We start from the raw sequence: 24,307 nt of genomic DNA on the forward strand, positions 1-24,307 counted from the left end.
GAGTTGCCGCCCGGAAGTCGGGTAGCCTCCACTCGCGCGCTGATCTCAACGGGATTCTAGGCTCCAAAGTACTGGGTTAACAAAGTTAATACGACGGTCAGAAACGGGTCTCAGCCATGCGTGATCAATCAAAACTTTGGGTGTTGTCCGGCCGCTCCTTTCGCGGCCCGCGCGGTGGGCGTGGGCGTGGGGTGACAGTCACCCGGCAGGAACGGGCCCCCGCGTTCCTCGCATCTTTCTCCCGACACTCCCGGTGGTCCCGACGCGCGTGGGCTGCCCTGCTGTCGGCACTGCTCGCACTTGCCGGGCTGACCGTGAGCGGCACCGTCTCGGCGGACGTAGGGACGATCGCCCACGATTCGCTGCGGACTGGATGGGACAGCAACGAGAGCGCGCTCTCGCCGTCGTCGGTCGCGTCCTCGAACTTCGGCAAACTGTTCTCCGCGACCGTGGACGGGCAGGTCTATGCCCAGCCACTCGTGGTCGGCGCCACCGTGATTGCCGCGACGGAGAATAATGCCGTCTACGGGCTGGACAGTGCCACGGGCGCGGCGAAGTGGACGCGCGCCCTCGGGCCGGCCTGGCCGGCGTCGACCGTCGGCTGCGGTGACCTCACGCCCAACATCGGAATCACGTCCACTCCGGTCTACGACCCGGCGACAAAGAGCGTCTTCCTGCTTGCGAAGACGAACGACGGAGCGAATGCCCAGCTCCCGCACTGGTACATGCACTCTCTCGATGTGGTCACAGGGGCGGAGAAGCCCGGGTTCCCCGTCCTCATCGAGGGCGCCCCGACCAACGACCCGACCCGCCCGTTCAACGCGATGACCGCGATGCAGCGGCCCGGGCTGTTGCTCATGAACGGGGTGGTGTACGCGGGCTTCGGCGCCCACTGCGACTACACCCCCTTCGTCGGATACATCGTCGGCGTGTCGACCAGCGGCCGGCAGACAACGATGTGGGCCACCGAGTCTGGCAACAGCAACGCGGAGGGTGGGGTCTGGCAGTCCGGCGGAGGACTGGTGTCCGACGGTGCCGGTCAGATCCTGTTCGCCACCGGGAACGGTATCTCCCCGAAGGCCGGCCCGGGCAAGACGCCTCCCGCCACCCTGGCGGAGTCGGTGGTCCGGCTCCAGGTCGGCGGTGACGGCAACCTCAAGCCCACCGACTTCTTCAGCCCCGCCGCCAACGCCAAGCTGAACCTAAACGACGCCGACCTCGGTTCCGGTGCCCCGATCGCTATCCCGAACGGCTATGGCACCTCGGCGCACCCGCACCTGATGGCCCAAGTCGGTAAAGACGGCCACGTCTACCTGCTGGACCGAGACAACCTGGGCGGCATGGCGCAGGGGTCCGGCGGAACCGATGCCGTCCTCGACAAAGCCGGTCCGTACAACGGAGTGTGGGGACGGCCCGCGTTCCTCGGGACGAGCAGCGGCGGGTACCTCTACGACGTCGAGAACAACGGCTACCTGCGCGCGTTCAAGCTCGTGCCGAGCATCACGGGCGGGATCAGCCTCGCCGCCGTGGGGACGTCCGCCGGCACGTTCGGGTTCAGCTCCGGTGCGCCGGCGGTGACCTCCTCCGGCACGGACGGGTCCTCCGCCCTTGTCTGGGTGGTCTACGTCACCGGAGGGACCGGGGCCGGTGCGGAACTGCGGGCCTACCGCGCACTCCCGGACAGCACCGGTCAGCTCAAGCAGGTGTTCAGCGCCCCACTGGGTACAGCTGCCAAGTTCTCCACGGTGGCCACCGACAATGGCCGTGTGTACGTCGGCACCCGCGACGGGCATGTGCTCGCCTTCGGCGCCCCGACAACCGCGGCGGTTGGGGCGGCGAACACCGACCTGGGCACGGCCCAGGTGGGCGCCACCCGGGCTGGCACTGTGACGATCACCGCGTCCCGGGCGGTGACGGTCAGCTCCGTCACAACCGGCGCCCCGTTCGGGATCGGAACGATCACCCTGCCTCGGACGCTGTCGAAGGGCGGCAGCCTCACGGTCCCGGTGACCTTCAAGCCGACGGCTGCCGGACAGGCTGACGGCACGCTGACGGTCAAAACGTCCGACGGCGAGACAGACCTCCTCGGCGTCCACGGCGTCGGCACGAAGGATGGCCTGGGCGCGACACCGGCCGCGCTCCAGTTCACCGACGTGCCGACCCAGACGGTCAGCCGGCAGACTGTCAACATCGTCAACACCGGCACAACCGTCGCCACGATCACCGGCGTCACCTTGCCGGCCAACGCCGAGCTCAGCGTCGACGCGTCCACGGTGCCGGTCGTGGGGCAGAAGATCCAACCCCTCGCATCGGTTCCGGTGTCTCTGATCTTCAGTCCCACTACGGCGAATCCGGTGACCGACTCGCTGGTTGTCGTCAGTGACCGCGGTCCGGTGACCGTGGCGGTGACCGCGACCGCCGTCTCCGGAGCGGCGCACCTGCAGCTGCCGCCCTCGCTGGACTTCGGTGACGTCCCCATCGGGACATCGGTCACCAGGGCTTTCCAGATACAGAACACCGGCAACGTCCCGATGACCGTCACCAAGGCGAAGGCGCCGCAGGGGGTCTTCTCAACGACCACTCCCATCGCCGAGGGCCTGAAAATCCCCGCGGGTGAATCCGCGTACCAGAGCGTGACCTTCACGCCGTCGGTTGTCGGGCAAGCCGGGACGCAGGACACCTTCTACCTGATCACCGCGGACGACGGCCAAGGCGCGCTGATGGTGATGCTCACCGGGAAAGGCACCGACGACCCGATCGCTGCCTACGCGTGGAAGATCGGCGCCGGCGACCCGCGCTCGGCCCTCGGTCGGTCGCTCACCTTGGAGTACGCCGTGCCGGGAGGGAAGTGTCAGGACTACGTGAGAGGGGTGATCTGCTGGTCGCCCGCGACAGGGGCGCACGCGGTCAACGGCGGGATCTACGCCCGCTACCAGGCCGCGGGCGGGGCCGCCGGCATCCTCGGCTTCCCGACCACCGACGAGAAGGGTACGCCGGACGGGGTGGGGCGGTACAACCACTTCTCCGGTTCGGGTGGGGCCTCGATCTACTGGACGCCGACGACCGGGGCGCACTTTGTCCTGGGTGCGATCCGGGCCAAGTGGGCGTCGCTGGGCTGGGAGACAGGCCTGGGCTATCCGACCACCGACTCGAAGGGCACGGCGGACGGGGTGGGGCGGTACAACCACTTCTCCGCTTCGGATGGGGCCTCGATCTACTGGACGCCGACGACCGGGGCGCACTCGGTCCTGGGTGCGATCCGGGCCAAGTGGGCGTCGCTGGGCTGGGAGACAGGCCTGGGCTATCCGACCACCGACTCGAAGCGCACGCCGGACGGGGTGGGGCGGTACAACCACTTCTCCGGTTCGGGTGGGAACTCGATCTACTGGACGCCGGCGACCGGGGCGCACTTTGTCCTGGGTGCGATCCGGGCCAAGTGGGCGTCACTGGGCTGGGAGACAGGCCCGCTGGGCTATCCGACCACCGATGAGAAGGGCACGCCGGACGGTGTGGGGCGGTACAACCACTTCTCCGGTTCGGGTGGGTCCTCGATCTACTTTACGCCGACGACCGGCGCCCATGGGGTGCAGGGCGCGATCCGGGCAAAGTGGGCATCGATGGGCTGGGAGACAAGCCGGCTGGGCTATCCGACCAGCGACGAGTACTCGGTTCCCGTCGGCCGGGCATCGGATTTCCGTGGCGGTCGGCTGATCTGGAACTCGACGACAAAAAAGGTTAGCGGATAGCGCCAGCGCCGCTGAACGTGCCCGGCTGATGAGGAGGCCGCGAGTGTCTGGCCCACTCGACGCATTCCGGACGCGATGCCGAATGGATCTCACAGTCGAGCCTGAATCCTGAATCGGCCCCGCACGCCAGAGGCGAGCGGGGCCGTTTCTGCGCATGATTCAAGGTGCGCGGCAGATTGGATTTGATGGATCGGGAGTAGCCCTAATTGGGGGTGCAAAGGCAGGATTCACATCCACGGGAGAATCTCCAGTGTCCAAAGACAAGAGCACCGCAGGGAACACCGAAAGCCCCCTGCTGAAGCGGCGCCTAAAAGTTTCACACATCAACATTGTTGACCGGCCCGTGCTGGGGAAGGCGCTGGGCGGGACCGTCGTGGGTAACACGATGGAATGGTATGACGTCGGCGTGTTTGGTTACCTGATCACTACCTTGGGTCCGGTCTTCCTCCCGGAAGCGGACAAGTCCGTCCAGATCCTGTTCCTGTTAGGAACCTTCGCGGCCACCTTCATAGCCCGCCCCGTGGGCGGTGTCTTCTTCGGGTGGTTGGGCGACAAGATCGGCCGCCAGAAGGTCCTGGCCATGACGCTGATCATCATGGCTGCCTCGACCCTGACCGTGGGCTTGCTGCCTGGCTACGCCGTGATCGGCAGCTGGGCCGCCGTTTTGCTGGTCCTGACCAATCTGATCCAGGGCTTTTCCACCGGCGGCGAATACGCCGGCGCCACCACCTTCGTCAGCGAGCATGCGCCTGACGCGCGCCGCGGCTTCTTTGCCAGCTTCCTGGACATGGGAAGCTATCTCGGCTTCGCCACGGGTGCGGCGCTGGTTTCGGTGCTGCAGCTGACTCTGGGCCAGCCCGCCATGGAAGCCTGGGCCTGGCGGCTGCCATTCCTGGTTGCCGGCCCCCTGGGCCTGATCGCCATCTACTTCCGCATGAAGTCGAGGAGTCCCCAGCCTTCAAGGCGACCTTGGCGGCGCAGGAGGCCAGCGCGAAGGACTCCGCGGCAGCGAACGCCGCCTCGCCCCTGGGCCGGGCGGGCATTGTCACGGCGCACTGGCGCCTTATCCTGCTGGCCATGATTCTCGTGGCCGCGGCCAACACGGTTGGCTATGCGCTCACGTCTTACATGCCCACGTATCTGACCCGCGCCAAGGGCTAAGGGGCCGGAGACTGGCGCGGACAGAAGTCTGTCCTGCGTGGGTCATCGGACTTACATGGCTGGGGTCATGTAAAGTCCGGGCAGAAGCCATGGATACGCGGGCACGAAGAACGCGAAAACTATCAGTGACACCCCGGTGACCCGGCTGAAAGCACGGCCGTGTTTCCAAGTCTTTTCCAGCAGGATAGTCGCGGCAAGCACCACCATCCACGCCAGGTTCATCACTCCCACGGCAATGAGCACCACCATCAGCCCCCAACAGCAACCGATGCAGTACAGCCCGTGGTACAGGCCGACCTGCAGATCACGAAACCGCCCCTTGTAACCGGACACGTGCAGCAAGAACGCCATCGGTGAGCGGCAGTGGCTGAGGCAAAAGTCCTTGAGCGGGGTGAGCTGGTAAACGCCGGCTGCAAGGATGAGTCCAGCGCCAACCCAGGGAGCGAGATCCGGCGCGTCCGCGGCCATCATCGCGGTGAGGACAGTTGCCGCGTAGGCCAAGACGCCGAACCCGATCCACGTCGCAAGATAGCCGCTGAGTAGAGCCATCGTGCGGGCCGCCTTCACCCGGCTACTGGGAACGGCGCTAATGGACCTGAGGTACATCGATGTGAGAGGGGCCAGCGCGGGCAGCATCATGGCCGCCATCATCAGCGTCCACGCCGCGAGGAAACCGGCCAGGCCAACTCCCATCGACCCCTGGCCTGCGGACATGCCAGCCGAGTCCGCGATAGTGAAATACCACGCGAGGAGGGCGCACGCTATCAAGGCGAGTAGTGAGGCACGGTGGCTCGCCGCGAGATACGTGCGCCCCGGCACTTTATGCCGACCAGGCAAACGGGGCTGAGAACGAGTTCTTCCCCGTGTTGTCCCAGGTCATTCCGAACACATCGACGCGCGAAGCGACGGACCGGCCAACCGCCAAAGTATCGGCGGGGAAACCAATCCCGCTGACCCTCACCCCGCGTTCGGTGGAGTCCAGCGGCGAAACGAAGTCCTCCACAGTCATGTCCACGGCTTTACCGATCCGGACCTGATGCCGCCGCCCGTCGTCGGAATACGCCACGTCCAATGACTCCATCCCCACCATTTCGCCAATCAACGGACCCAGTCCCTGCATCGGGCCGCCGAGCTGGCCGCCGAACACCGCACCGAGCGCCTCGGCCTGCCCGGCTGACGCGGCCGAATCCATCAAAACGCCGACCTTCCAGCTACCCTCGCTCATGACTGCCGGTGCATCCGCAACGACGCAAACGGTGAGACCGCCGACGTCGACGCCGTTTACGTCGCCCGTGTCAACATGGAACGCCAAGGCCACGAGGCAGCGGTCATTGTGCGCCGGTGCCGTCAGCCCGGAGGTCGAGCAAGGGCAGACCATGTCGCAATTACAGTTCTCAAAATATGTTCCTTCAATATGCCAGGCCATCTAATGCTCCTTCCAAAATGGCCCCCATAGTGTGAAGTTTCCTCCCGCCTCCGGGCACTGTCCATACCGCAGGGATAACCACGAGGGCGAACGAGCGTCCTCCGTCCGGTGGCCGAAGGTGTCGTTGGTGACCTTGAAATCATCGAGGTCGACGTAGAGTACCGTTGCCCGGGACGAGTCGGTGCTGCCCATTAGAGACGGTTCGCGCTCTTCCACAAGCCGCCTGTTCGCCAAGCCGGTCAACGGGTCACGGAGTGCAGCCTGACGGAAGACCTGAAACAGGCCCTCAACAAGTTGGCTGCAACGACGCGTGCATTGAGTGCCCGGCCAGAACCCAAACGACTGGTCATCTTGTCGTCCAACTGGTCCCGCTTCAGAGCTCAGGCGCGCCGTCGACGTCGATCATGACCCCACGAAGACCACGGTCGGCGCGGAACAGCGCCTCGATCTCAGCTGAGGGGTGTGACTCGGTAGAACCAGCGCCTCGCCGCCTTCGCCGAGGGAGGGATGAGCGGAGCGCGGGGCCGGCCGGGATTGCCGGGATCAATGGTCACCGGTTCTTATTGGCGGCCAGTACCGGTCAGGTGCGCAGCCGGATGCGGCCGGTCTTTTTCATGGCTTTGCGGTATTTGGCCTCGGTGTCGTGGGCGATGCGTTCTTCGAGGGTGTGGAGCCTGTTGTAGGCCTGGGCTGTGCGTTCGGGCAGGTCGGGTTCGGCGGCCAACCTGCCTAGGAACGCGCGGGCCATGACGCTGTCCTGATGGTCGCCCAGGATTTTCTGCACCAGTCGGGCGGCCTTCGCGAGTTTGCGGGCGGGTTTCCCATGGATTCCGGCGACCGATTCCGCGGCGTGCCGCAGGCGTTTGGCGTCTTTACGCACCTGATGCAGTGCGGCGTCGTTCGCGGAGCCTTCCTCGGAGCGCTTGGCGGCCTTGTGTGCGCGGCGCAGGCGTTTGGCCGCCTGGTCGACCAGTTTTGCGCTCATCTTGCGGGCCGGCCGGGAGGCCAGGTAGGTGGCGGGCGGATGGTCGCGGAAGATTTCGAGCCTGTCCAGCAGCCGGTAGTAACGTCCCGTCCGGAGGGTCTTGATTACCCGTTGGTATCCGGTGTTGTAGGCGGTGCCGAGTTCGAGTTCGAGGGCTGCGAGTAGGGTCCCGGCAGCGTCTTCCAGCCCCAGATCGTGGATGTGCTGGCCGAGCCTGTCGCGCATGACTTCGGCGTCGCGCGCCTGGCCCAGGATCCGGGCGAGCCATTTGAGCTCGTCCGCTGTCTTTTTAAGTTCGGTTTTGTTGAAGAGTGTCCGGTAGGTCCGGAGGGCGGATCGGGCCCGGCGGGTCGCCGATCTCATGGCGTGGACGGCGTCCGGCGTTTCCTGCCGCACGCCGACGTCGTGGGTGAACAGTGCGTTGATCTGCCCGTCCAGGTAGGCGATGACGACGGCGACCGCCGGTCCTTTCTTTCGCGGTTCTTCCCAATGGCGGGCGCGTGCGGGCGGCCAGGCGTCGCCGAGCGCCCGGGCCAGTTTGGAGGCATATTGTGAGGGGCGGGCACCGGCTGCGGCGAGAGGTTCCGCGGCTGCGGTGAAGAGTTGCGGGGCGCCGTGGACGAGTTCAATTTCCCATTCGCGCCAGTTTTGCATTGTTTGGCCCGGGTGCAGGGTCTCGGCATGGACGCGGTCGTCGGCGAAGTCGGCAAGGTGCTCACCGCCCGGGCCGTACAGCCGGTGTGTGGTGCGTCGGGTGGTCAGCCGTGTGATGGTCCGGAGGTCTTCACCGCGGACATACACGGCCACATGGTTGATCAGCTCTTCCGGCACGGTTTCGGGCTGTCCCAGCGGTGCGTGGAGTTCCCGCCGCTGGTCCGTGCCGGCGGGGATTTTCAGGTGCCATCCGTGGTCGGTTCCGCCGGTGCGGCGCCGCAGGGTGATCCGTCGGGCGGCGAGGGACAGTGATGGGGTGTCGAAGTAGACGGCCTCGAGCCTGTCCTCGACCGGGTCCGCGACGCTCTCGACTCCCGGGATGTCCAGCAGCGCCGGCAGCGGAGTTGAGGCGTCGGCGTCGAATTTTTGTTCGGTTTCCAGGCTCTCCGTGGACGCCATGGCGCTCAGGCGTCCAGCCCGTTGGCGCCTTCGGGTGTCGCTGGGGCGATCACGGCAGCCGCGACGTCGTCGCGAAGATAGTAGTTTCGGTGTTCCAGCGGTTCCAGGCTGCCGCGCACGACATAGTAACCACGGCCTTCGCCGGGCCCGCCGGCGGCGCGGTCGATGGCGTCCAGCATGTCCCGGTCCAAGCGCTGGTCCCGTCCGCGTTCCTGGAGCAAGGCCAGGTCTTCCGGGGGGAGGGAACTGATGAGACGTCGAATGTCGGTCATTTTGAGTATCCTCTGCCGGCACCGCTGAACCTGGTGTGATCCCCCTCGGCCGTCACCGGGGGTGCCTTCGCCGGTTGCGTCCATGCCGATTGTAGGACCGCGTGACAGTCTCGGCCAGCCGATCCCGTCTGTAGCGCCCAAACTGTAGCGCCCAAATGAAAAACAGGCAGTCGCTACTCCCCGTAGTGCCTCAAGTCAAGATGCTCGCGAAATAGGTTCCGGTGCCTCAGCTATTTCTGCTCGCGAAATGCCGGCGGTGATGGCATTGGTTTTGTCTTTGGCCAAGGCGATGAGTTTGTGTTGGATGGCGGTGATGGCGCGCGTCAGTTCGGCGGGGTTGGTGTCGTTGAAGAGCCGGGCGAACTCGCTGGCGCGCTCCGGTGTCAGGACAGCTGAGTCCATGACGCGCTGGTACGGGGTGCGTGGCCTGTCATAGATCCGGGTCTTCCTTCCGTTCCTGTTCGAACGCCAGCCGATGGCCTTCGTGGTCGCAGTGAACATGTTCAGCCGCACCCTCACGAGCGGATAGAGCTCATTGAGCAGCCTCAGCTCACCGGCAGTGTCGTAGCGGTAGTGGAAGGCGTGACGGCGGACCACATCGCCGTTCTTCTGTTCAACGTGGGCGTTGTCGTTGGATTTATAGGGCCTGGCCCGGGTGAAGAACAAGTCCCGCTCACCGGCCCATTTGATCAGGGCGTGGTTGATGAATTCACCACCGTTATCGGTATCCAGGCCCACGAGCGGGAACGGCAGCCTGGCCTCGATGCCTGTCATAGCCTCGAGGACCCACCGGTGGGCGCCGTTCTTAATCGCAATGTTCTCTGTCCAGCCGGTGAATACATCGGTGACCGTGAGGGAGCGGATGAACTCCCCGGCCAGGGTCGGGCCGCAGTGCAGCACCAGATCCGCCTCGACGAACCCCGGCGCCTGTTCGTGCTCATCCCCGGCCTTGCGGACCTGGATCGAGTTGCGCAGCAGCGGCCCGGGTTTCGTCCCGGACAGGCCCAGTATCCGCGCACCGTCCTTGGTCGGCTTCAGCATCCTGTCGATCGTTGCCCCGGAAACGGCGAGCAGCTGCGCCCGCGTCTGCTCGTTCAGACGTCTCTGGTCCAGCTCGTGAAACCTCTCCAGCTTGGGCAGCCAGATGGCCATCGTCGCGGCCAGATACTTCCCGGACGGACGCCCGGCAAGGTTCCACACCTGAACCAGCAGCTTCAGCGTGTCATACCCGTACGAACGGGACCGCGGTACGCGTTTGACCGCTTTCACCGGGCCCTTCCGCTGCAGCGCCGTCCGTAACGCCCGTCTCGTATTCGCCCTGGACCAGCCCGTCGTCGCGACCAGCTGATCCAGCATCACCCCCTTGGCCTTCTTCGACGCGCGCCCATACTCGGCCGCATGCTTCTTCGTGATCTCCCGACGCGCACCCATCGACAACTGACCCATCCGCCAAGCACACCGCAGCACTCGGGCGGTCACCGGCATTTCGCGAGCATTAATCAAATGAGGCACGCACCCCATTTCGCGAGCACTATACGTGAGTCTTGTCGCTCCCTTGTTGCCGACCCTTGGAATCACTACACTCATGCGGTGAGCCGATGTCCCGATTGGGCGGCTCGTCTTCATTAGTCGTCAGGGCCTTGTCCCGATCCGGCTCCCCATTCGGCCGTTCGTCCTTCGTTAGGTGGATCTACTTCTCCGCTGAGGCGGTTCAAACCGGCCCCGGAACGACTTCCACCCCACCCCGTCCATGATCGGGGGCGCCTCTTTGGATTTCGTCAAGGTGGCTGCGGCATGGCACCTTCTGATGCTGCATGCAGTGGGTTCGAATGATTATTCCGGGAGACTTCAGTCACGCGGTTCAGGCACCAGGAGGAGTCATGTTCGTAAAACGTACGACGGCGGCACTGCTCGCTGCAGGCATCTTTAGTCTGGCGGGGGGAGGCCCGGCGCCCGCACTGGACCGGGCGGCCGTAGTAACGGCGACAAGCACGGACGGTACTCAGGCCGCCGTCGTTCACGGATGGGGCCCGGTGGTGACCGGGGACGAGTTCAACTACGCGGGCCCACCGGACCCGGCGAAATGGAAGCTCTACAACGGTCCGGGGCATGCGGGCAAGGGGATCCGGAGCCCGAATGCCTGGGCCGTGAGCGGCGGTGTGGCCACCGTTAGCGGCGACTCGGCCGGCACTACCGGCGGGATGTCAGCCAAGTTCGCGCAGCAGCAGTACGGCCGCTGGGAGGCACGGATGAAAACCAGTGCGCGGGATCCGAAATACCATCCTGTCCTGCTCCTGTGGCCGAACAACAACACGTCCCCCAACTGTGCCGAGGTTGACTACGCCGAAGGAAGCTCCGATACGACACAGATCAAGTTCTTCCTGCACTTCGCCTGCAGCGGCGTGAGCTTCCAGACCAGGGCAGCACAAACCATCGACACCACCCAGTGGCACAATTACGCCGTCCAGTGGACGCCTGCCGGGATCACCGGATACATCGACGGGGTGTCCTGGTTCACCGACACGAACCCGGCACACCAGCCCCCTGTGGGGATGCACCAAACGGTCCAGCTGGACTGGTTCCCGGACGGGACCCCAACCACACCAAGTCAGATGCAGGTCGACTGGATCCGTGTCTATAACTAACTCCCGGTCCTCAGGACCGCACGGCGCCGTCGGGATTCATCCGGGAAGGCGATTTCTCTGCCCGGGGAATCCAGCCTGCCCAGTCTTCGGGGCGGGTGGTGGGCCGGCCGAGGAAGTAGCCCTGAGCGGCGGTCATGCCGAGCGCGGTGACAGTGGCAAGTTCTGAAGCGGTTTCGATGCCTTCCGCGATGACCGCCGCGCCGATCTGTTCAGCCAGCCCGGTCATGGCTTCACCGAGGGCATTGCGGAGAGCGTCCGTGTCGATTCCGGCGATGAGGTTGCGGTCCAGTTTGATGAAGTCCGGCCGGAGTTGGCTGATGTGGCGGACCGAGCCGGCGTATGAGCCGGCATGGTCAATGGCCATCCTGACTCCCTGATGGCGAAGCGGCGCCAGCGCCCGGACGATTGCTTCGGGCTGCTCCACGGTCGGGGCTTCGGTGAGTTCAAGGACCACGCGGCAGGGGGACAGAGGTGATTGCAACAGGAGATCGGGCAGGAGGGGATCCAAGCAGGTGGCTGGAGACAGCTTCAGCGCCACGTACAGATGGTCCGGGAGATGCTGGGCCGCGGCGAGGGCAGATTCCAGGGCCGCGAATTCAAGATCGCTTCCGAGACGCGCGTCCGCGGCTTCCGCGAACCAGTATGCGGTGTCGCCCCCGTCTGTGACGAAGCGCGTAAACGCTTCGGCGCCGACGATCCCGCTGGTGGAGAGTTCGAGGATCGGCTGAAACGCCGTGAGCAGCATGCGGCCCTTTAGAACCGCCTCGATCCTCGACCGGCCGCTCCCCGGCCCTTCCCCGGCCCGCGTTTCCGCTGGCGTCGGTGTGTCTGGCCCGTCAACCAGGGACGGTGTATCCGGAGAGCCAGCAGGGAACCCGGTCAGGGCTTTAAGCGAAATCAGGTGTTCTACAAGCGCTCTTTCCGGACGTCCGGGGTGGGCGGCGAGGTGTTTGCGCAGCAGATCCCGTACCCGTGCATGATCCGGCGTAGAGTCCTTGAGCACGGCCTCGATAATTGCGGAGGCCTGCCGGCGGATCCCCGCGGCGTCGGCGGGATGCGGCGAGCCGGCCGCCGCAACGTCCGGATATTGGCCCTCGGGGCGTGCTGGCGTGGACGACGACTCCATCGACATTGGCTATTCCTTTGGTCTACGTTCCGGCTGAGCCCGGAAGCGGCCTGCCGCCCGTCTCGATCCTGGGGCTGGGCCCCCGGTTCGGGAGGGAGGAAGACCGTGAGTGAAGAATACAACGAGACCGATCGGTCTGAGCCGTTACGGAAGTGGAATTCTTTCCATGACGCTGCCGCGCTGATCAGGGACGATGGGCTGATTGTCCTTCACAGATACTGAGGACGTGGCCCCGATTGACGATTGAAGCGTCCGATGAACGCGTGTTGGTCACCTCCCCGTAAACGCGCGGAAATACAGTCCGGCTAGCGTTGGATCAAGGAATCCGTTCGGGGAAGGCAGGCACGATGCGTGTTGGACTTATTCGGGTGTTGACGACGTCGGACCGGCGTCTGCTGCACGCCCATGGGAGGCTGCTGCAGGAAACCTTCGGCTTCACGGTCACGTCGCGCTGCATCTTCGACCAGCCATCGGGGGTGTACGACGAAGCGTCGCTGGTGGCCGCCGCCCCCAAGGTCGTGCAGCTGGCGCGAGAAATGGCAGCAGAGGCCGATGCGCTCATTATCAGCTGCGCCTCGGACCCCGGGCTGGCCGAAGCCCGCGCGGCCGTGGACATCCCTGTCATCGGGGCCGGTTCCGCCGCCGCGGCAGCGGCCCTGACCTTTGGTGGAAGGATCGGGGTCCTGGGGCTCGGGGCCCATGTTCCGGGCCCGATCTCTGACTCGCTGGGTGAACGCATGCTGGTCATCGATAGGGCCGAAGGTGTCGAAACGCCCGACGCGTTTCTGATGCCCGCGGGCATCTTCGATGCGCTCGCCGCTGCCCACATGCTCGTTGATGCGGGCGCCGACGTCATCGTCCAGGCCAGTACGGGGCTGAGCAGCATCGGCATGGCCGAGGTTCTCCGCCACAGGCTCGGGGTACCGGTGGTCGACGCCGTCGCGGCGGCCGGCTCCATGCTCATCTCTGCCGTAGCAGCCCGGGAGCTTCGAAAGGCCTGAAATTCCTGACCCCGGTAGATACCGACATCAGGTCGAGGACGCCGAACTCCAGTTTCTGCCGGGGGACATGACGCTTGCGCCCCACCGTCCAGGCAGCGGTCAGCTCAGTGTCCAGCCCGACGCTCTGCAGACATCTGCAAATGCCTTTGGCCTTGTTGAAGCCAAACGTGTTCGGTCGAGTTCATTTCTGCCTGGGCAGTTGGCGCGCGAGTATGTGGCAACGATGGCGCATGCTGGAACAAAGACACCCCTGATCTTGTTGCTGGGTGCCGAGCCTCCGGTTCTAGTCCGAGGCCGCGGCAGAATGAGCATTGAAGGGGCTATTTCTTCAGAGCTCGAGTCTGTTCTCTTGCGCGCAGATAACGAGCACCCCGCCGTTGATGGGCTGATTGAACAGATTCCAGAAGTCTTCTGCTGGATCAGCTGGGCTGACGTATCAGCTGTAGTCGCCAGGACTGCGGCAGTCTTTCCGTCGGTAGACGCCTCCGTTCGACGTCTCGCGGCATCCGTTTGCTCGTCAATTGCTTGGCATGCGTGACTGAGGTTCCAACGGCCCTGCCACACGATCGCAGCGCGGCGAATCCCGCTGATGCTCCGGGATTCGCCGCACGGCGACAGGTGCTGGTCTTACTTGTAGACGCGGACCCAATCGACCTGCATCTGCGAGGGCTTGGGCGCGGGGCCGCTGGGGAACCAGTCGAGCTGCAGAGTCTGGTGCATGCCGACCGTGGGCAGGTGCGCCGGGTTGGTGTCGGTGAAGGTCTTTACTCCATCGATGTAACCGGTGATGCCTGCGGGGGTCCACTCCACGGCGTAGTTGTGCCACTGCGTGCTATCGATTGGCTTCGCCGCTGCCGTCTGGAAATTCGAGCCACCACAGGCGTAGTGCAGGAAGAACTTCATGGTGGTTGTGTCCGCGCCGCCCTCAGCGTAGTCGACCTCGGCGCAGTTGGGGGAGGTGTTGTTGTTGGGCCACAAGATCATGACCGGGTGGTATTGGGGGTCTCGAGCATTGGTCTTCATGCGCGTTTCCCACTTACCGTACTTCTGCTGCGCGAACTTTGCTGACATGCCACCGGTGGTACCGGCTGCGTCGCCGCTGACCGTGGCCACACCATTGGCAACGGACCAGGCGGCGGGGCTGCGGACGCCCTTGCCGGCATGCCCGGTTCCCTTAAAGACACTCCACTTTGTGGAGTCCGGTGCACCAGTGTTGGAGAACTCGTCACCGGCAACGACCGGACCCCAGCCTAAGGCGGCGGCAGCTTGCGGGCCGTCACCCGTCGAGGCGGCTGCTGCCTGGTTGACGGCCGGGGCGACCGGATCCGGGGCTGCAGCGGCGACGGCCGGCGTCGGGCCTGCAGCGGTGGCTGCCTGTGCAGTGCCTGCTGAGACCGGTTCGACGCCGGCCGCACCCGCACCCGCACCCGCGGCCGGTGCTGTGCCTGGTGCTGCTGCAGCTGCCGCGGTCGCTGCTTCGGGCGCTGCTTCGCCCGACGCTGCTTCAGCGGGAGACGCCGGAGTTTCGGCAGCGGCCCCGCTCTCCGGTGCTGATGATTCGGGCGTTGCCGCGGCAGACGACGCGGCGGCCGCAGGGCTTGACGCGTGGCCGGCCTGGGATGGTGGGGCGGACCCATCTGTCGTGGGAGCGACACTGCACCCCGTCAGGGACAGTGCGCCCATGGTCATTGCGATGGCTATTTTCTTGAACAAAGAACCCCTCCGGGCTTAGGACTGACGCACACGACCATCACAACCAGGGCGATGACGAGCGCGGGAAGCATCATCCGGCCCCTGCCACGGGGGCCGGAGCGAGCAGGCGCCGATCGGCGCAACCGGGCCCTGCGTTCGGGCATCCGGGGCCCTGCATTAGGGCCAGGCCTTCACGGCCAGTCGCCAACGTTACTTGATCGTTACCTTAGCAAGCAAGCCGATGACACCGAGATGAGATCGTAGGTCGGACCTCCGCAGGTTCGCGAAGAACGATCGCGAGCCGCCGGTGCCAGAGATTTTTCGGGTGAACCATCACCGGCGGACGCCCTGCTACGCGGCTAACCGCCGGCTTGTCCAGGAACGCTGGAGCGCCTTGGCCCGACGGCGGACTTCGCGGCTCTGCCGTACGGTCATGGGCGTCAGCGTTTCAGGGAGCGCACCGACTTTTCCTATGAAGGCTGTACCGGGGGGCGGCGGAGCAGTGGCCTGGTAGCTGTGGCCAGTATGGGTATGGAGTTCGATGCCGTGTCGCGGGCCGATACCCGGACGGGAAGAGCCGTGCGCGGAGTCCATGGTGACGAGCTGGCCGGTGCCGGGGTCCGTGACGATCCGTGTCGCCAGGCTTCTCGGCGCCCCTTCCCCCCTGCCACCATCCACGACACGCCGTCGAGCCCGAATGGCGGACGGCAGTGCTGCTTCATGTCCTGAAGTAGTGGTTTCTTCGGGGTTCCTGGCGCGGGTCCAGGTGCGGTGGCGGGATGAACCACGGGATCCCGGTCCGGATCTGGATGCTCCATTGTTCCTTGTGGATGAGGTGATGGTGGTGGCTGCACAGGAGTGTGCCGTTATCCGTGCTGGTGGTCCCGCCGCGGGACCAGTAGCTGATGTGGTGGGCCTCGCACCACGGTGCGGGGAGGGTGCAGCCGGGGAAGGCGCAGCCCTGGTCGCGGGCGGTGATGGCCTTGCGGATGTGCGGCGGGAAGATCCGGGAGGTCCGGCCGATGTCCAGGATCTGGCGTTCGCCGCCGAGGAGGACCGGGATGATGTCGGCGTCGCAGGCGATCTTCCGGACCGTGGAGGCTGTGACGGGCCCGGTGAACAGCAGCGTGCCGGTGTGCTCCGGTGTCCGGCCCGCGGCGGCAGTGTCGCCTGCCGCCGTTGCGTCTGTGTCCCAGCCGGGCGAGCAGGTCCCGGTAGTCGATGGTGACCATGACCTGGGGACGGAGTCCTCCCGCGGCGGGCAGCGTGCCGGCGGCGAGGGCGGCCTTGCAGGCGCCGACGAGGCCGTCGAGGAGTCGCTGCGGCCGGGATCGGAGATCCAGGCCGGCCGCTCCTGGCGTACTCTCCGGCCCGTCCTGGACGTTGCTGCGCGGATTCGTGGCGGTGTTCATGACCGTCACGAGCTGTTCGAACTGGTCCGTGGTGGCGTAGATCTCCAGGTGGTGGAGGCCGTGGCGGGTCCGGCGGATGAAGGCGCCCTGGAACCGGCGCAGCAGTTCTTCGGAGGGTTCGGCGCCGTCCTGGTCCAGGGCGTCGGTCCACCGCCGTGCGACCTGGACGAGGAAGTCGGGATCGTTCTCGGCGGCGGTGCGCGTCAGGGCGTGTTCCATCCGGGCCGCGGCGTCGGCGTCGCACGCGTGCCGGACCCGGTCCAAGGCCAGGGCGATGGTGGTCGCGGCCCGGGAAGCCACCATACCGGAGCTGACGGCGGCGCTCAGTTCCGCGCGCGCGGCCGGCAGCAGCCGGCCGGCGATGCCGTGGCGCGGCAGGATGCTTTCGGCCAGGGACAGCCTGCGCCGGGCCTCCGTGGCGCTGATCCGGAGCCGCGCGCGCAGGAACTCCGTGGTGTTCCGGTAGCCGTCATCGACTCCCGCGTCGTCAACGGCTCCGGGAGCGTCCGGGCCTGCGGAGGTGTCCGGATTCCCGGTGCTGCCGGCCGGGCTGGTGGTCGGATCCTCGCGCCAGCCGGTGGTCCAGCCCTTGCTGCCCGACGCGGGGGAAGCTGCGGCCCGGTTCCGGGTCCGGTCCACGGCCCCGGCCGCCACGATCTGCAGATACTCCACCGTCCGGGAGAGTTCCTCCAGCCGGTCGGCGAAGTCCGAGGCAGCGCGGAATCCCCGGAGCGCTGCGTCCTCCACCGCCGTCGAGCTCACAGTTTGGAGCAAGGAGAGTGCACGATCCAGGCAAGCGGCGTCCAAGCCAGGCCGCGCGGTCTGGCCGGCTTCCCGGGCCGTGTCCTGGAAGGGTGCGAACTCCCTCATGGCTTCCATAACTAAACTCTGCCAGAGGGGTACGACGGTAATGATGGAGTCGCGCCAACGGCGTCGCGCTAACTGCGCCGCCGCCGCCGTATTACTCGTTAGGCGGGAACTCGTAGGAGGCCGGAATCTTTGCCGGCGACGCGCCGAAGGACAGCACGATTTCATCGTGGCGTTTCAGCGGGACGTCCCGGACGCCGGCGTCGTACTTCTTGCCGTTGACATAGGCGGTCCAGCCGCCCAGCGGCCCGCTCCCCGTCCCCGCGGCGCCGCCGCCCGCCAGCACGCCCCATTCCGTCAAGAGCTGCCCGAGCGTGAAGACCTGCCCCGCGGTGGGCGACTCGATGTGGATGACGCCGCTGGTGTCGTGCGTGTGCAGGGCAGAGATGCCGTCCGGCTTGTTGCCCGGGCCCACCGTGATGCCGATGTTGGCCGGCACAGCAACGGGCTGGCCGTCCTTCAGCACATCAAGGTGGGCGTGAAAATGCTGCACGTTTCCCTCCGCCGTCAGGACTGCGAGTCCGGCCTGGGCGATCCGCTCACGGGCGCCGGCGGTGTCCAAGGCAAAACCGGCGGCGGAGGACGTCGTCTTCGAGCTGCCCACGGGCGAAGGCGCGGGTGCCGCGCACGACGCCACCCCCAGCATCACAGCGGACAGTGCGACGGCGAGTGCGAGCTTGGGGTGCATGGTTACGGAAACCGCTTTCGTTCGGACGACATGACACTGCCAGTCTAGGCAGAGGGTTCGCCTGCCCGCCGCCGACGGGAAAGAATGGACGAGTGAGTGACGCCGGCGATTTCATCGACCTCTCCCTGCAGCGGGAGGGGTCGTGGAGCCGTGCAGAAGAGGCGCAGTCCCGTCTGGGCGGCGATCTGCGTTTTTACGGCGCCTCGGTAGGCGCGGTGCGCGGGACGATCCGGGATGCCGGCCGCCGTTATCCCGGCCTGTTGCATGATGACATCACCGCGCTCAGCTCGGAATTGTGGGCTGTGCCCGTCTTTGAGCGCCGGCTCGCGGCGGTGGTCCTGCTGCAATCCAATGTCCCGCTTCTGACCAACTCGGACCTGACCCGGATAGAGGGCTTCGTGCGGCAGGCGCACGTGCGCGCGCTCGTCGACCCGCTCGCCGTCGACGTGATCGGACCCCTGCTCGAGGGACTGGACAGGCCGGACATGGTGCGGGCGGACAGTGTGCTGGACCGCTGGGTGCGGGAACCGGACGTCTGGCTCCGCCGTGCCGCCCTGCTGTCCCCGCTCCGGCCGCTGCGAACGGGCGCGGGGGACTGGGACCGATTTGTCCGCCACGCCTGCACGGTGCTGGGCGAGTCCCCGGCGACAGGCAGGAAACGGGCAGACGGGCCCGAGGTCCGGGAAGCGATCTCCCTTGTGCTCGATGAGATGACGAAGAAGAGGCCGGAACTGCACTTCTCAGTCGTCGACGAGTGATGCCACGGCGCAGCGTCCGGAGACAGCTACCGAAGTTCAGGGTTTGGCGTCTCCGCCGGCCGCGGGCTGAGAGAAAGTCCTAGCGGCACGCGATCCGGCGGCTGCACTCGCGGCTATCGTGACGAGGGCGCCCAGCAGCAGGGCCGCCGCCTCACCGGGCAGCAGCACGTGGAGCTGCGTGCCGATGCTCGCCGCGGCAACCGGCACCCCCAGTTGTGCCGCGGAAAGAACCCCCAGAGGCAGGGGCAGCCCAAGCACCCCCAGTCCGGAGTGGAGCAGCACCGTTCCAACCCCTAGGGCCAGGCCCAAAACGATCATGTCCGGGCGCCCGGCGAGGTCCCTCAGGTTCAGCGACGCCCCCAGCCAGACAAAGAAAACCGGCCCCAGGAAGCCGTCGCTGACGGCGAACAGCTGGCGGGCCAGCCGCCTCGGCTCGCCGACGGCGCCGACCACCAGGCCGAAGGAAAAGCCGGCCAGCATCACCGACACGTGGCCGAAGTTCGCCACCCCTGCCAGCGCGAAGAGCAGGGCCAGCTGGATCCGGAGCTCCAGGGCGAACTTGCGGTTTTCCGAGAGCCGGTGCATGCGCCCGCGGATGCCGCTGCGCTCCAGCCAGCGCAGCACGAAAAAGAGCACAGCTGCGCACGCCGCCACCGCGAGCGCACCCAGCGCGGCGCGGCCGGCGTTGGGCGGATCCACAACCAGCGGCAACGCCACAATGCAGGCGATGTCCGCGATGGCCACCTGTGCGGTCATGGCGACCACCTGGGGTCCGCCCAGGCGCAGGGAATCAACAATCGGCAGGACCAGGGCAGCGGACGAGGACGCCAGCAGCACCACGTACAGGGGAGCATGCCCGGTGCCGAAGACCAGGCCCACCCCGGTTCCGATGACCGCAGCCGCGATCGCAGCAGCGGCGGCCTGGCGGGACCCCTTCCCGAGGGCGGAGCGAATCTGCGGGTCCCTGACCGGCACATGGGTTCCGGCCACGAACATCATCAGCGCAAAGCCGATGTTCGCCAGCAGGTTGAAGGTGGGATCGCCCGAGTCGACCAGCGCGAGCCCCGTCTGCCCGATCCCGATGCCTGCCAGCAGTTCGCCCAAGACCACCGGCAGCCGCCAGCGCACCCGTAGCGCCAGCACCGGGCCGGCCAGGGCGACGACGGCGATCAGCGCCAGGGACAGGAACGTCACGGCGCGCCGCGGCGTGCCGGACCCGGGGCCGCCGGATCTGCCAGCTTCACGGGGATGTCCGTATTCTCGTCGGTCAGGAAGGAAGCGCAGATCCGGTGGTACCCGTCGGCGACTTGGGCAGCGATGCCGGCGTCGAGGTCTCCCCGGACCAGCAGCACCGGGGACAGCTCCTTGCCGGCGGCGATCTTGGCCAGATCAGCGGCGACGTGGGGGTTGTCGGCCGTCAGGAGCGGCAGCCCAGAGGCACGCAAAATGTCTTTCGCGAGCTGATGCGTCACCGGCGCATTGCGCAACGACTGCACGATGGCGGCGGCGCCGGCGGCGCCCGTGAGCAGCGTGAGGTACCGCTCCGCGGCCGGGTAATCATGCTCCTCGGGTTCCGCGAGCCAGAAAACCGGGGCCGGGTCGTCGCTTTTCCTGGATTCCTTCGCCATGGATTGAGACTAGTCCCGTCCACCCGCCAGCGCTCTTACCTGCCTGTCCGCCGTTCCACCACCGCGTAGGCCTTGCCGTCCAGGAACTCCCAGTCCGTGACCACCATGAAACCGAGAGCGTCGACGCGGTCATTCAGGACGTGCGCGTCAAAGCCGCCGTCCCGGGGTTCCGCGTCCCACGTCGAGACATGGACGTCCTTGCCTTCCAGGATCAGCAGCTCGGTGTTGACATCAAAATCCTCCTGAGGCTGATTGCTCAGCTGGCAGATGGCAACACAGTGGCTGTTCATTTCGGCCTCCGCTTCGGGGACATGCTGACGGCATCATCCTATGCTCGGAAGAGCCGCCGTCCCTATGGGAATACCGGACGGCAGCGTGATTGCCGTTACCTGAATGTGACATTAGCCTGCGGTCCGCGTTACGGTGGATAAGTGCCTGTTGTCTCCGATACGGGCGCTCCCCAGCCGATTGCCTAACTCTGCCGCGGCCCGGGGCCCATTCGCTTCAACGTCCGGCAGAGACGGGGAAACCACTTTTGACCTGCTCGTCTGCAGGTCTTGGGGTGAAGCCGCACAGAGCCCGCAACGACGGGCCCCGAGTGCGGCCGGGTGCCTCCCATCCGAATCCGACAGCTCACCTCGCAGGCATTGGGAGAGGCTACATTCATGTCTTCAATCAATACTTTTGCGCGCCAAACCGCCATCCTCGCCGCAGCATCCGGTCTGGTCCTCACCAGCGGAATGGCCGCCAACGCAGCGGGAGCCCCCGTGCAGCGCGACTCCGCGCCGGCGTCGTCCATTGATGTCAAGGGCCAGGTCGCCGCGCCGGTCAGCGCCGATTCAAGCGTCAAGATCAGCTTCGATCGTCCTGCCGTCACCTCCACGGCCGCTCCCGTCATCGAGCAGCCCAAGCCGGCTGTTGCGGTCCCGGCCGCAGCAGCTCAGGCGGCAGCCCCCAAGGCTTCGGTGCAGGTCCAGGCCGCCCCGGCCCCCGCCGCGGCGCCGGCAGCCGGCGGCCTCAACGCCGCCATGCTCTCCGCCGCCTACGGCCAGCTGGGTATCACCCAGGACTGCACAGCCATGGTGGAGAAGGCGCTCGGCGCAGCCGGCAAGCCGGTCGGCGACCTCGGCCCCATGCAGTTCATGAACTACGGCACCGTCGTCGGGACTCCCGTGCCCGGTGACATGGTGGTCCAGGCCGGCCACGTCGGCATTTACGCCGGCAACGGCCAGGTCGTCAGCGGCGGCATGAACGGGTCCAACCAGACGATCGTGCACCCGCTGTCCTGGCTCACCGTTACCGGCGGCGTGACCTTCGTCCGCGCCTAAGCTTAAGCCCCATTGGGGCTAGATGCTGGTGCGGATAAGACCGGTGATCGGATGCCTTTGGGGGCATCCGATCACCGGTCTTTCCTTTGCCGGGACCGGGACTCAGCGCACGACCAGAGGAAGCTCGATCTTCATGACGGTTCCCTCGGGGCCGGTCCTGGCTACGTCGACGGTGCCGCCGGCGGCCGTGGCGATCTCGCGGACGAGGGCCAGGCCGATGCCGAAGCTTCTCTGTCCGCGTGTTCCATCGGAACGGGAGGTCCTCACGAAGCGGTCGAAGATCCGGGCCTGATCGACGCCCGTGATCCCGGACCCCGTGTCAGCCACGGTGATGACTGCCTGGTTCCGCTCTGTAACCGTCCTGATGGTGACGCGTCCGCCGGGTGGAGTGTGGGCGAGGGCGTTATCCGCCAGGGCCAGCACCGCGCGCCGCAGAGCGTTTTGGTCGATCCGTGCCAGCGGCCGGCCGTCGGCGGAAAAATCCAGAAGCACGTCCCGCTGGCCCGCCAGTTGCTGGAGACTCTCGGCGACGGCGGCGACGACGTAGGCCAGGTCGGACGGTGCCGCGGAAGGATCAGGCCTGGCAGAGGTTGCTGCCAGGAGCAGTTCGTTGACAATCTCCGTAAGCGTTGCCGCATCCTCCCGGATCCGGGCGAGGGCCTGGCCTTGCTTTGAGCCCGGCGTCGTGTCGCGTTGGGTGAGCTGGATCCGTGTGTCCAGGATGGCCAGGGGCGTGCGCAGTTCGTGGCTGGCATCCTGGACAAACCGGCGCTGCAGCGCCAGTGCTTCTCCGAGGGGTCGGATGGCGCTGCGCGCGCTCAGCCACCCGACGACGCCGGCCAACACGATCCCCGATGCCCCTGCGATGATCATGGCTTCGAGCAGGTCCTTGGAATCGAGGTACGTGTAGGCCGGCCCCGCTGCCGTGGAGCCTGGCACCCCGGGGTGTGCAAGTTGGTTCATGAGGTAAATGGCGGTGGCGGCGAGGATGCAGAGGACCATCACTGCGCAGGCGGCGCTGATCCGCAACGCCACTTTGAGGGAGGCCCTGCGCAGCGTGGACTGGTCCGGGTTGCCGCCCATCGGCCCGCTCTTCCTCATGGGCTTACTCATCGGCGTCGCCAATCTGGTAGCCGACGCCGTGGACGGTGCGGATCACGGTCTTGGAGATCTTCCGGCGGAGGTGGTGGACATAGGTGTCGATCACGCCGGGCTGGTCTGTGGGGTGGAATAACCTGGCGAGCAGTTCGTCCCGGGTGAAGACCCGCCCCGGTTCCGTGGCCAGGGCCGCGAGCAGGTCGCCCTCCTTCGCCGTGAGGGGCACCACGGGCCCGTAGAGGGACCGGACGGAGCGCGACGCCCGATCGAGTTCCCAGTTGCCGATGCTCACGGGCGCCGCGCGGGCCGGAGAGAAGGTGCGCGTCAGCGCGCGCAGGCGCGCCGCGAGTTCTGCGGCGTCGAATGGCTTGGTCACGTAGTCGTTGGCGCCTGCGTCCAAACCCCTGACTTTCTCGTCCGCGTCGCCAAGCGCGGTCAGAATCAGGATCGGTGTGGAGATGCCCTTCGACCTCAACGCCGCGATGAGGGTGATTCCGTCCATCACGGGCAGCCCGCGGTCGATGACCATGACGTCCCAGGTCTCCGTCAGGCCCAGATGCAGACCGTCCTGGCCGTTGGCGACCAGCCGGATCCGGTAGTCCGTCTCCAGCAGTTCTGCGATGAGCGGTCCCAGCACGGCGTCGTCCTCGACGAGCAGGAGCGATGGCCGGTCGGCGGTTGTCATGTCAGCTATTATTCCGTGCCATGTCCTCAGCGCGGCTGCGGCGGCGCCTGAGCAGCTGGACGCCCCAGGGCAGGACGGAGACGAGCACCATGACCACGGCGATGACGTCGATGTTCTTTGCGATGACCTCGAAGTGGCCCAGCCAGGTGCCCAGCAGCGTCACGGACCCGGCCCAGGCGAGGGCGCCCGTGACGTTCCAGAGCGTGAAGGACTTGTAACCGTAACGGGCGATGCCGGCGCTCAGCGGCGCAAACGTCCGGACCATGGGCACGAAACGGGCCAGCACGATTGCGGCGCCGCCGTGGCGGCGGAAGAAGTCCTCGGTGGCGGTCAAATGCGCCGTCTTCCAGACCCTGGCATCGTCCTTGAACCATTTCCGGCCAAACGTGCGTCCCAGCATATAGCCGACCTGGTCTCCGGCCACGGCAGCTGCGGTGACGACACCGATCAGCACCGGCAGCGTCAGTTGCAGCTGCTGATGCAGCAGGCCTGCGGTGAAGAGCAAGGAATCTCCGGGCAGGAAGGGGAAGAGCACGCCGGATTCGATGAAGACCATTAGCGCGATGACGCCCAGCGCCGCAGGGCCGAGCCCCGCGAGCAGGCTGGCCGGGTCAAGGAGCGGGGTTCCGGCGGCGGACACGGCCGGAAGGAGTGCTGCGGCATAGAAGGTGTGCAT

23 protein-coding genes and 1 riboswitch are annotated in these 24,307 nt (G+C 66.4%); of the genes, 6 read left to right on the forward strand and 17 right to left on the reverse strand.

Translation table 11 applies throughout. The features are described 5' to 3' along the window. Positions 1-191 precede the first annotated feature (191 nt). Positions 192-3,746, forward strand: a complete 3,555-nt coding sequence (locus tag ACQCSY_RS18855; protein WP_427131152.1) for a choice-of-anchor D domain-containing protein — start codon at positions 192-194, stop codon at positions 3,744-3,746. 250 nt (positions 3,747-3,996) lie between these two features. Then, entirely contained in the window at positions 3,997-4,827 is an 831-nt protein-coding gene (locus tag ACQCSY_RS18860; protein WP_427131154.1) for an MFS transporter, read from the forward strand. Between the two features lie 131 nt (positions 4,828-4,958). On the opposite strand, the gene ACQCSY_RS18865 is transcribed toward ACQCSY_RS18860, so the two are convergent. The 6 genes from ACQCSY_RS18865 to ACQCSY_RS18890 all read right to left on the reverse strand — a co-directional run bounded on the left by ACQCSY_RS18865 (position 4,959) and on the right by ACQCSY_RS18890 (position 10,149). Next, positions 4,959-5,621 (reverse strand): DUF2182 domain-containing protein, encoded by a 663-nt coding sequence (locus ACQCSY_RS18865; protein WP_427131156.1) that lies wholly within the window; start codon positions 5,619-5,621, stop codon positions 4,959-4,961. 106 nt (positions 5,622-5,727) lie between these two features. Further along, the gene (locus tag ACQCSY_RS18870) at positions 5,728-6,333 is read right to left on the reverse strand and encodes a DUF1326 domain-containing protein (protein ID WP_427131157.1); all 606 of its coding nucleotides are present in this window, start codon (positions 6,331-6,333) and stop codon (positions 5,728-5,730) included. Next, the gene (locus ACQCSY_RS18875) at positions 6,334-6,717 is read right to left on the reverse strand and encodes a GGDEF domain-containing protein (RefSeq protein WP_427135936.1); all 384 of its coding nucleotides are present in this window, start codon (positions 6,715-6,717) and stop codon (positions 6,334-6,336) included. 196 nt (positions 6,718-6,913) lie between these two features. Beyond that, complete coding sequence (locus ACQCSY_RS18880) at positions 6,914-8,431, reverse strand: CHAD domain-containing protein (protein WP_427131159.1); 1,518 nt, start codon at positions 8,429-8,431, stop codon at positions 6,914-6,916. Between the two features lie 5 nt (positions 8,432-8,436). Then, positions 8,437-8,703 carry a hypothetical protein gene (locus ACQCSY_RS18885; protein ID WP_427131161.1) on the reverse strand — a complete coding sequence of 89 codons (267 nt, stop codon included), beginning with the start codon at positions 8,701-8,703 and terminating at the stop codon, positions 8,437-8,439. Between the two features lie 195 nt (positions 8,704-8,898). Further along, positions 8,899-10,149 carry an integrase catalytic domain-containing protein gene (locus ACQCSY_RS18890; RefSeq protein WP_427129139.1) on the reverse strand — a complete coding sequence of 417 codons (1,251 nt, stop codon included), beginning with the start codon at positions 10,147-10,149 and terminating at the stop codon, positions 8,899-8,901. A 434-nt stretch (positions 10,150-10,583) separates the two neighbouring features. Between ACQCSY_RS18890 and ACQCSY_RS18895 the strand changes: the two genes are divergently transcribed. Next, entirely contained in the window at positions 10,584-11,348 is a 765-nt protein-coding gene (locus ACQCSY_RS18895) for a glycoside hydrolase family 16 protein (RefSeq protein WP_427131163.1), read from the forward strand. Between the two features lie 10 nt (positions 11,349-11,358). Here ACQCSY_RS18895 and ACQCSY_RS18900 read toward each other — a convergent pair whose 3' ends face one another. Beyond that, positions 11,359-12,480 carry an EAL domain-containing protein gene (locus tag ACQCSY_RS18900; protein ID WP_427131165.1) on the reverse strand — a complete coding sequence of 374 codons (1,122 nt, stop codon included), beginning with the start codon at positions 12,478-12,480 and terminating at the stop codon, positions 11,359-11,361. 341 nt (positions 12,481-12,821) lie between these two features. Here ACQCSY_RS18900 and ACQCSY_RS18905 point away from each other — a divergent pair, with 341 nt between their 5' ends. Beyond that, entirely contained in the window at positions 12,822-13,475 is a 654-nt protein-coding gene (locus ACQCSY_RS18905; protein WP_427131167.1) for an aspartate/glutamate racemase family protein, read from the forward strand. A gap of 627 nt (positions 13,476-14,102) precedes the next feature. On the opposite strand, the gene ACQCSY_RS18910 is transcribed toward ACQCSY_RS18905, so the two are convergent. From ACQCSY_RS18910 to ACQCSY_RS18925, 4 genes are all read right to left on the reverse strand, one after another. After that, on the reverse strand, positions 14,103-15,164 hold the full coding sequence (locus ACQCSY_RS18910; protein ID WP_427131169.1) for a glycoside hydrolase family 16 protein: 1,062 nt from the start codon (positions 15,162-15,164) through the stop codon (positions 14,103-14,105). A 721-nt stretch (positions 15,165-15,885) separates the two neighbouring features. Beyond that, entirely contained in the window at positions 15,886-16,146 is a 261-nt protein-coding gene (locus ACQCSY_RS18915; RefSeq protein WP_427135938.1) for an HNH endonuclease signature motif containing protein, read from the reverse strand. Further along, the gene (locus tag ACQCSY_RS18920) at positions 16,034-17,458 is read right to left on the reverse strand and encodes a DUF222 domain-containing protein (protein ID WP_427131171.1); all 1,425 of its coding nucleotides are present in this window, start codon (positions 17,456-17,458) and stop codon (positions 16,034-16,036) included. Before ACQCSY_RS18920 ends, ACQCSY_RS18915 begins: the two co-directional genes overlap by 113 nt. 82 nt (positions 17,459-17,540) lie before the next feature. Next, positions 17,541-18,134 carry a hypothetical protein gene (locus tag ACQCSY_RS18925; protein WP_427131173.1) on the reverse strand — a complete coding sequence of 198 codons (594 nt, stop codon included), beginning with the start codon at positions 18,132-18,134 and terminating at the stop codon, positions 17,541-17,543. Positions 18,135-18,226: 92 nt separating this feature from the next. Between ACQCSY_RS18925 and ACQCSY_RS18930 the strand changes: the two genes are divergently transcribed. After that, on the forward strand, positions 18,227-18,892 hold the full coding sequence (locus ACQCSY_RS18930) for a DNA alkylation repair protein (protein WP_427131175.1): 666 nt from the start codon (positions 18,227-18,229) through the stop codon (positions 18,890-18,892). Between the two features lie 36 nt (positions 18,893-18,928). On the opposite strand, the gene ACQCSY_RS18935 is transcribed toward ACQCSY_RS18930, so the two are convergent. The 3 genes from ACQCSY_RS18935 to ACQCSY_RS18945 are packed head-to-tail and all read right to left on the reverse strand — an operon-like array spanning position 18,929 to position 20,810. Then, the gene (locus tag ACQCSY_RS18935) at positions 18,929-20,086 is read right to left on the reverse strand and encodes a cation:proton antiporter (RefSeq protein WP_427131177.1); all 1,158 of its coding nucleotides are present in this window, start codon (positions 20,084-20,086) and stop codon (positions 18,929-18,931) included. Then, positions 20,083-20,520 carry a hypothetical protein gene (locus ACQCSY_RS18940; RefSeq protein ID WP_427131178.1) on the reverse strand — a complete coding sequence of 146 codons (438 nt, stop codon included), beginning with the start codon at positions 20,518-20,520 and terminating at the stop codon, positions 20,083-20,085. Before ACQCSY_RS18940 ends, ACQCSY_RS18935 begins: the two co-directional genes overlap by 4 nt. A 35-nt stretch (positions 20,521-20,555) precedes the next feature. Beyond that, positions 20,556-20,810, reverse strand: coding sequence for a hypothetical protein (locus ACQCSY_RS18945; protein ID WP_427131180.1), 255 nt, complete (start codon positions 20,808-20,810; stop codon positions 20,556-20,558). Positions 20,811-21,010: 200 nt separating this feature from the next. Beyond that, a riboswitch (cyclic di-AMP (ydaO/yuaA leader) is annotated at positions 21,011-21,181 on the forward strand. Positions 21,182-21,185: 4 nt separating this feature from the next. On the opposite strand from ACQCSY_RS18945, the gene ACQCSY_RS18950 reads away from it, so the two are divergent. Next, the gene (locus ACQCSY_RS18950; protein WP_427131181.1) at positions 21,186-21,848 is read left to right on the forward strand and encodes a hypothetical protein; all 663 of its coding nucleotides are present in this window, start codon (positions 21,186-21,188) and stop codon (positions 21,846-21,848) included. A gap of 102 nt (positions 21,849-21,950) precedes the next feature. On the opposite strand, the gene ACQCSY_RS18955 is transcribed toward ACQCSY_RS18950, so the two are convergent. The 3 genes from ACQCSY_RS18955 to ACQCSY_RS18965 are packed head-to-tail and all read right to left on the reverse strand — an operon-like array spanning position 21,951 to position 24,307. After that, positions 21,951-22,949 carry a sensor histidine kinase gene (locus ACQCSY_RS18955; protein ID WP_427131183.1) on the reverse strand — a complete coding sequence of 333 codons (999 nt, stop codon included), beginning with the start codon at positions 22,947-22,949 and terminating at the stop codon, positions 21,951-21,953. A 4-nt stretch (positions 22,950-22,953) separates the two neighbouring features. After that, a complete protein-coding gene (locus ACQCSY_RS18960; protein WP_427131185.1) occupies positions 22,954-23,631 on the reverse strand; it encodes a response regulator transcription factor in 678 nt (225 codons plus the stop codon). A gap of 1 nt (position 23,632) precedes the next feature. Beyond that, a complete protein-coding gene (locus ACQCSY_RS18965; protein WP_427131187.1) occupies positions 23,633-24,307 on the reverse strand; it encodes a VTT domain-containing protein in 675 nt (224 codons plus the stop codon).

Origin of the sequence: Pseudarthrobacter sp. S9, assembly GCF_050156545.1 — a bacterium.
Classification (GTDB): domain Bacteria; phylum Actinomycetota; class Actinomycetes; order Actinomycetales; family Micrococcaceae; genus Arthrobacter.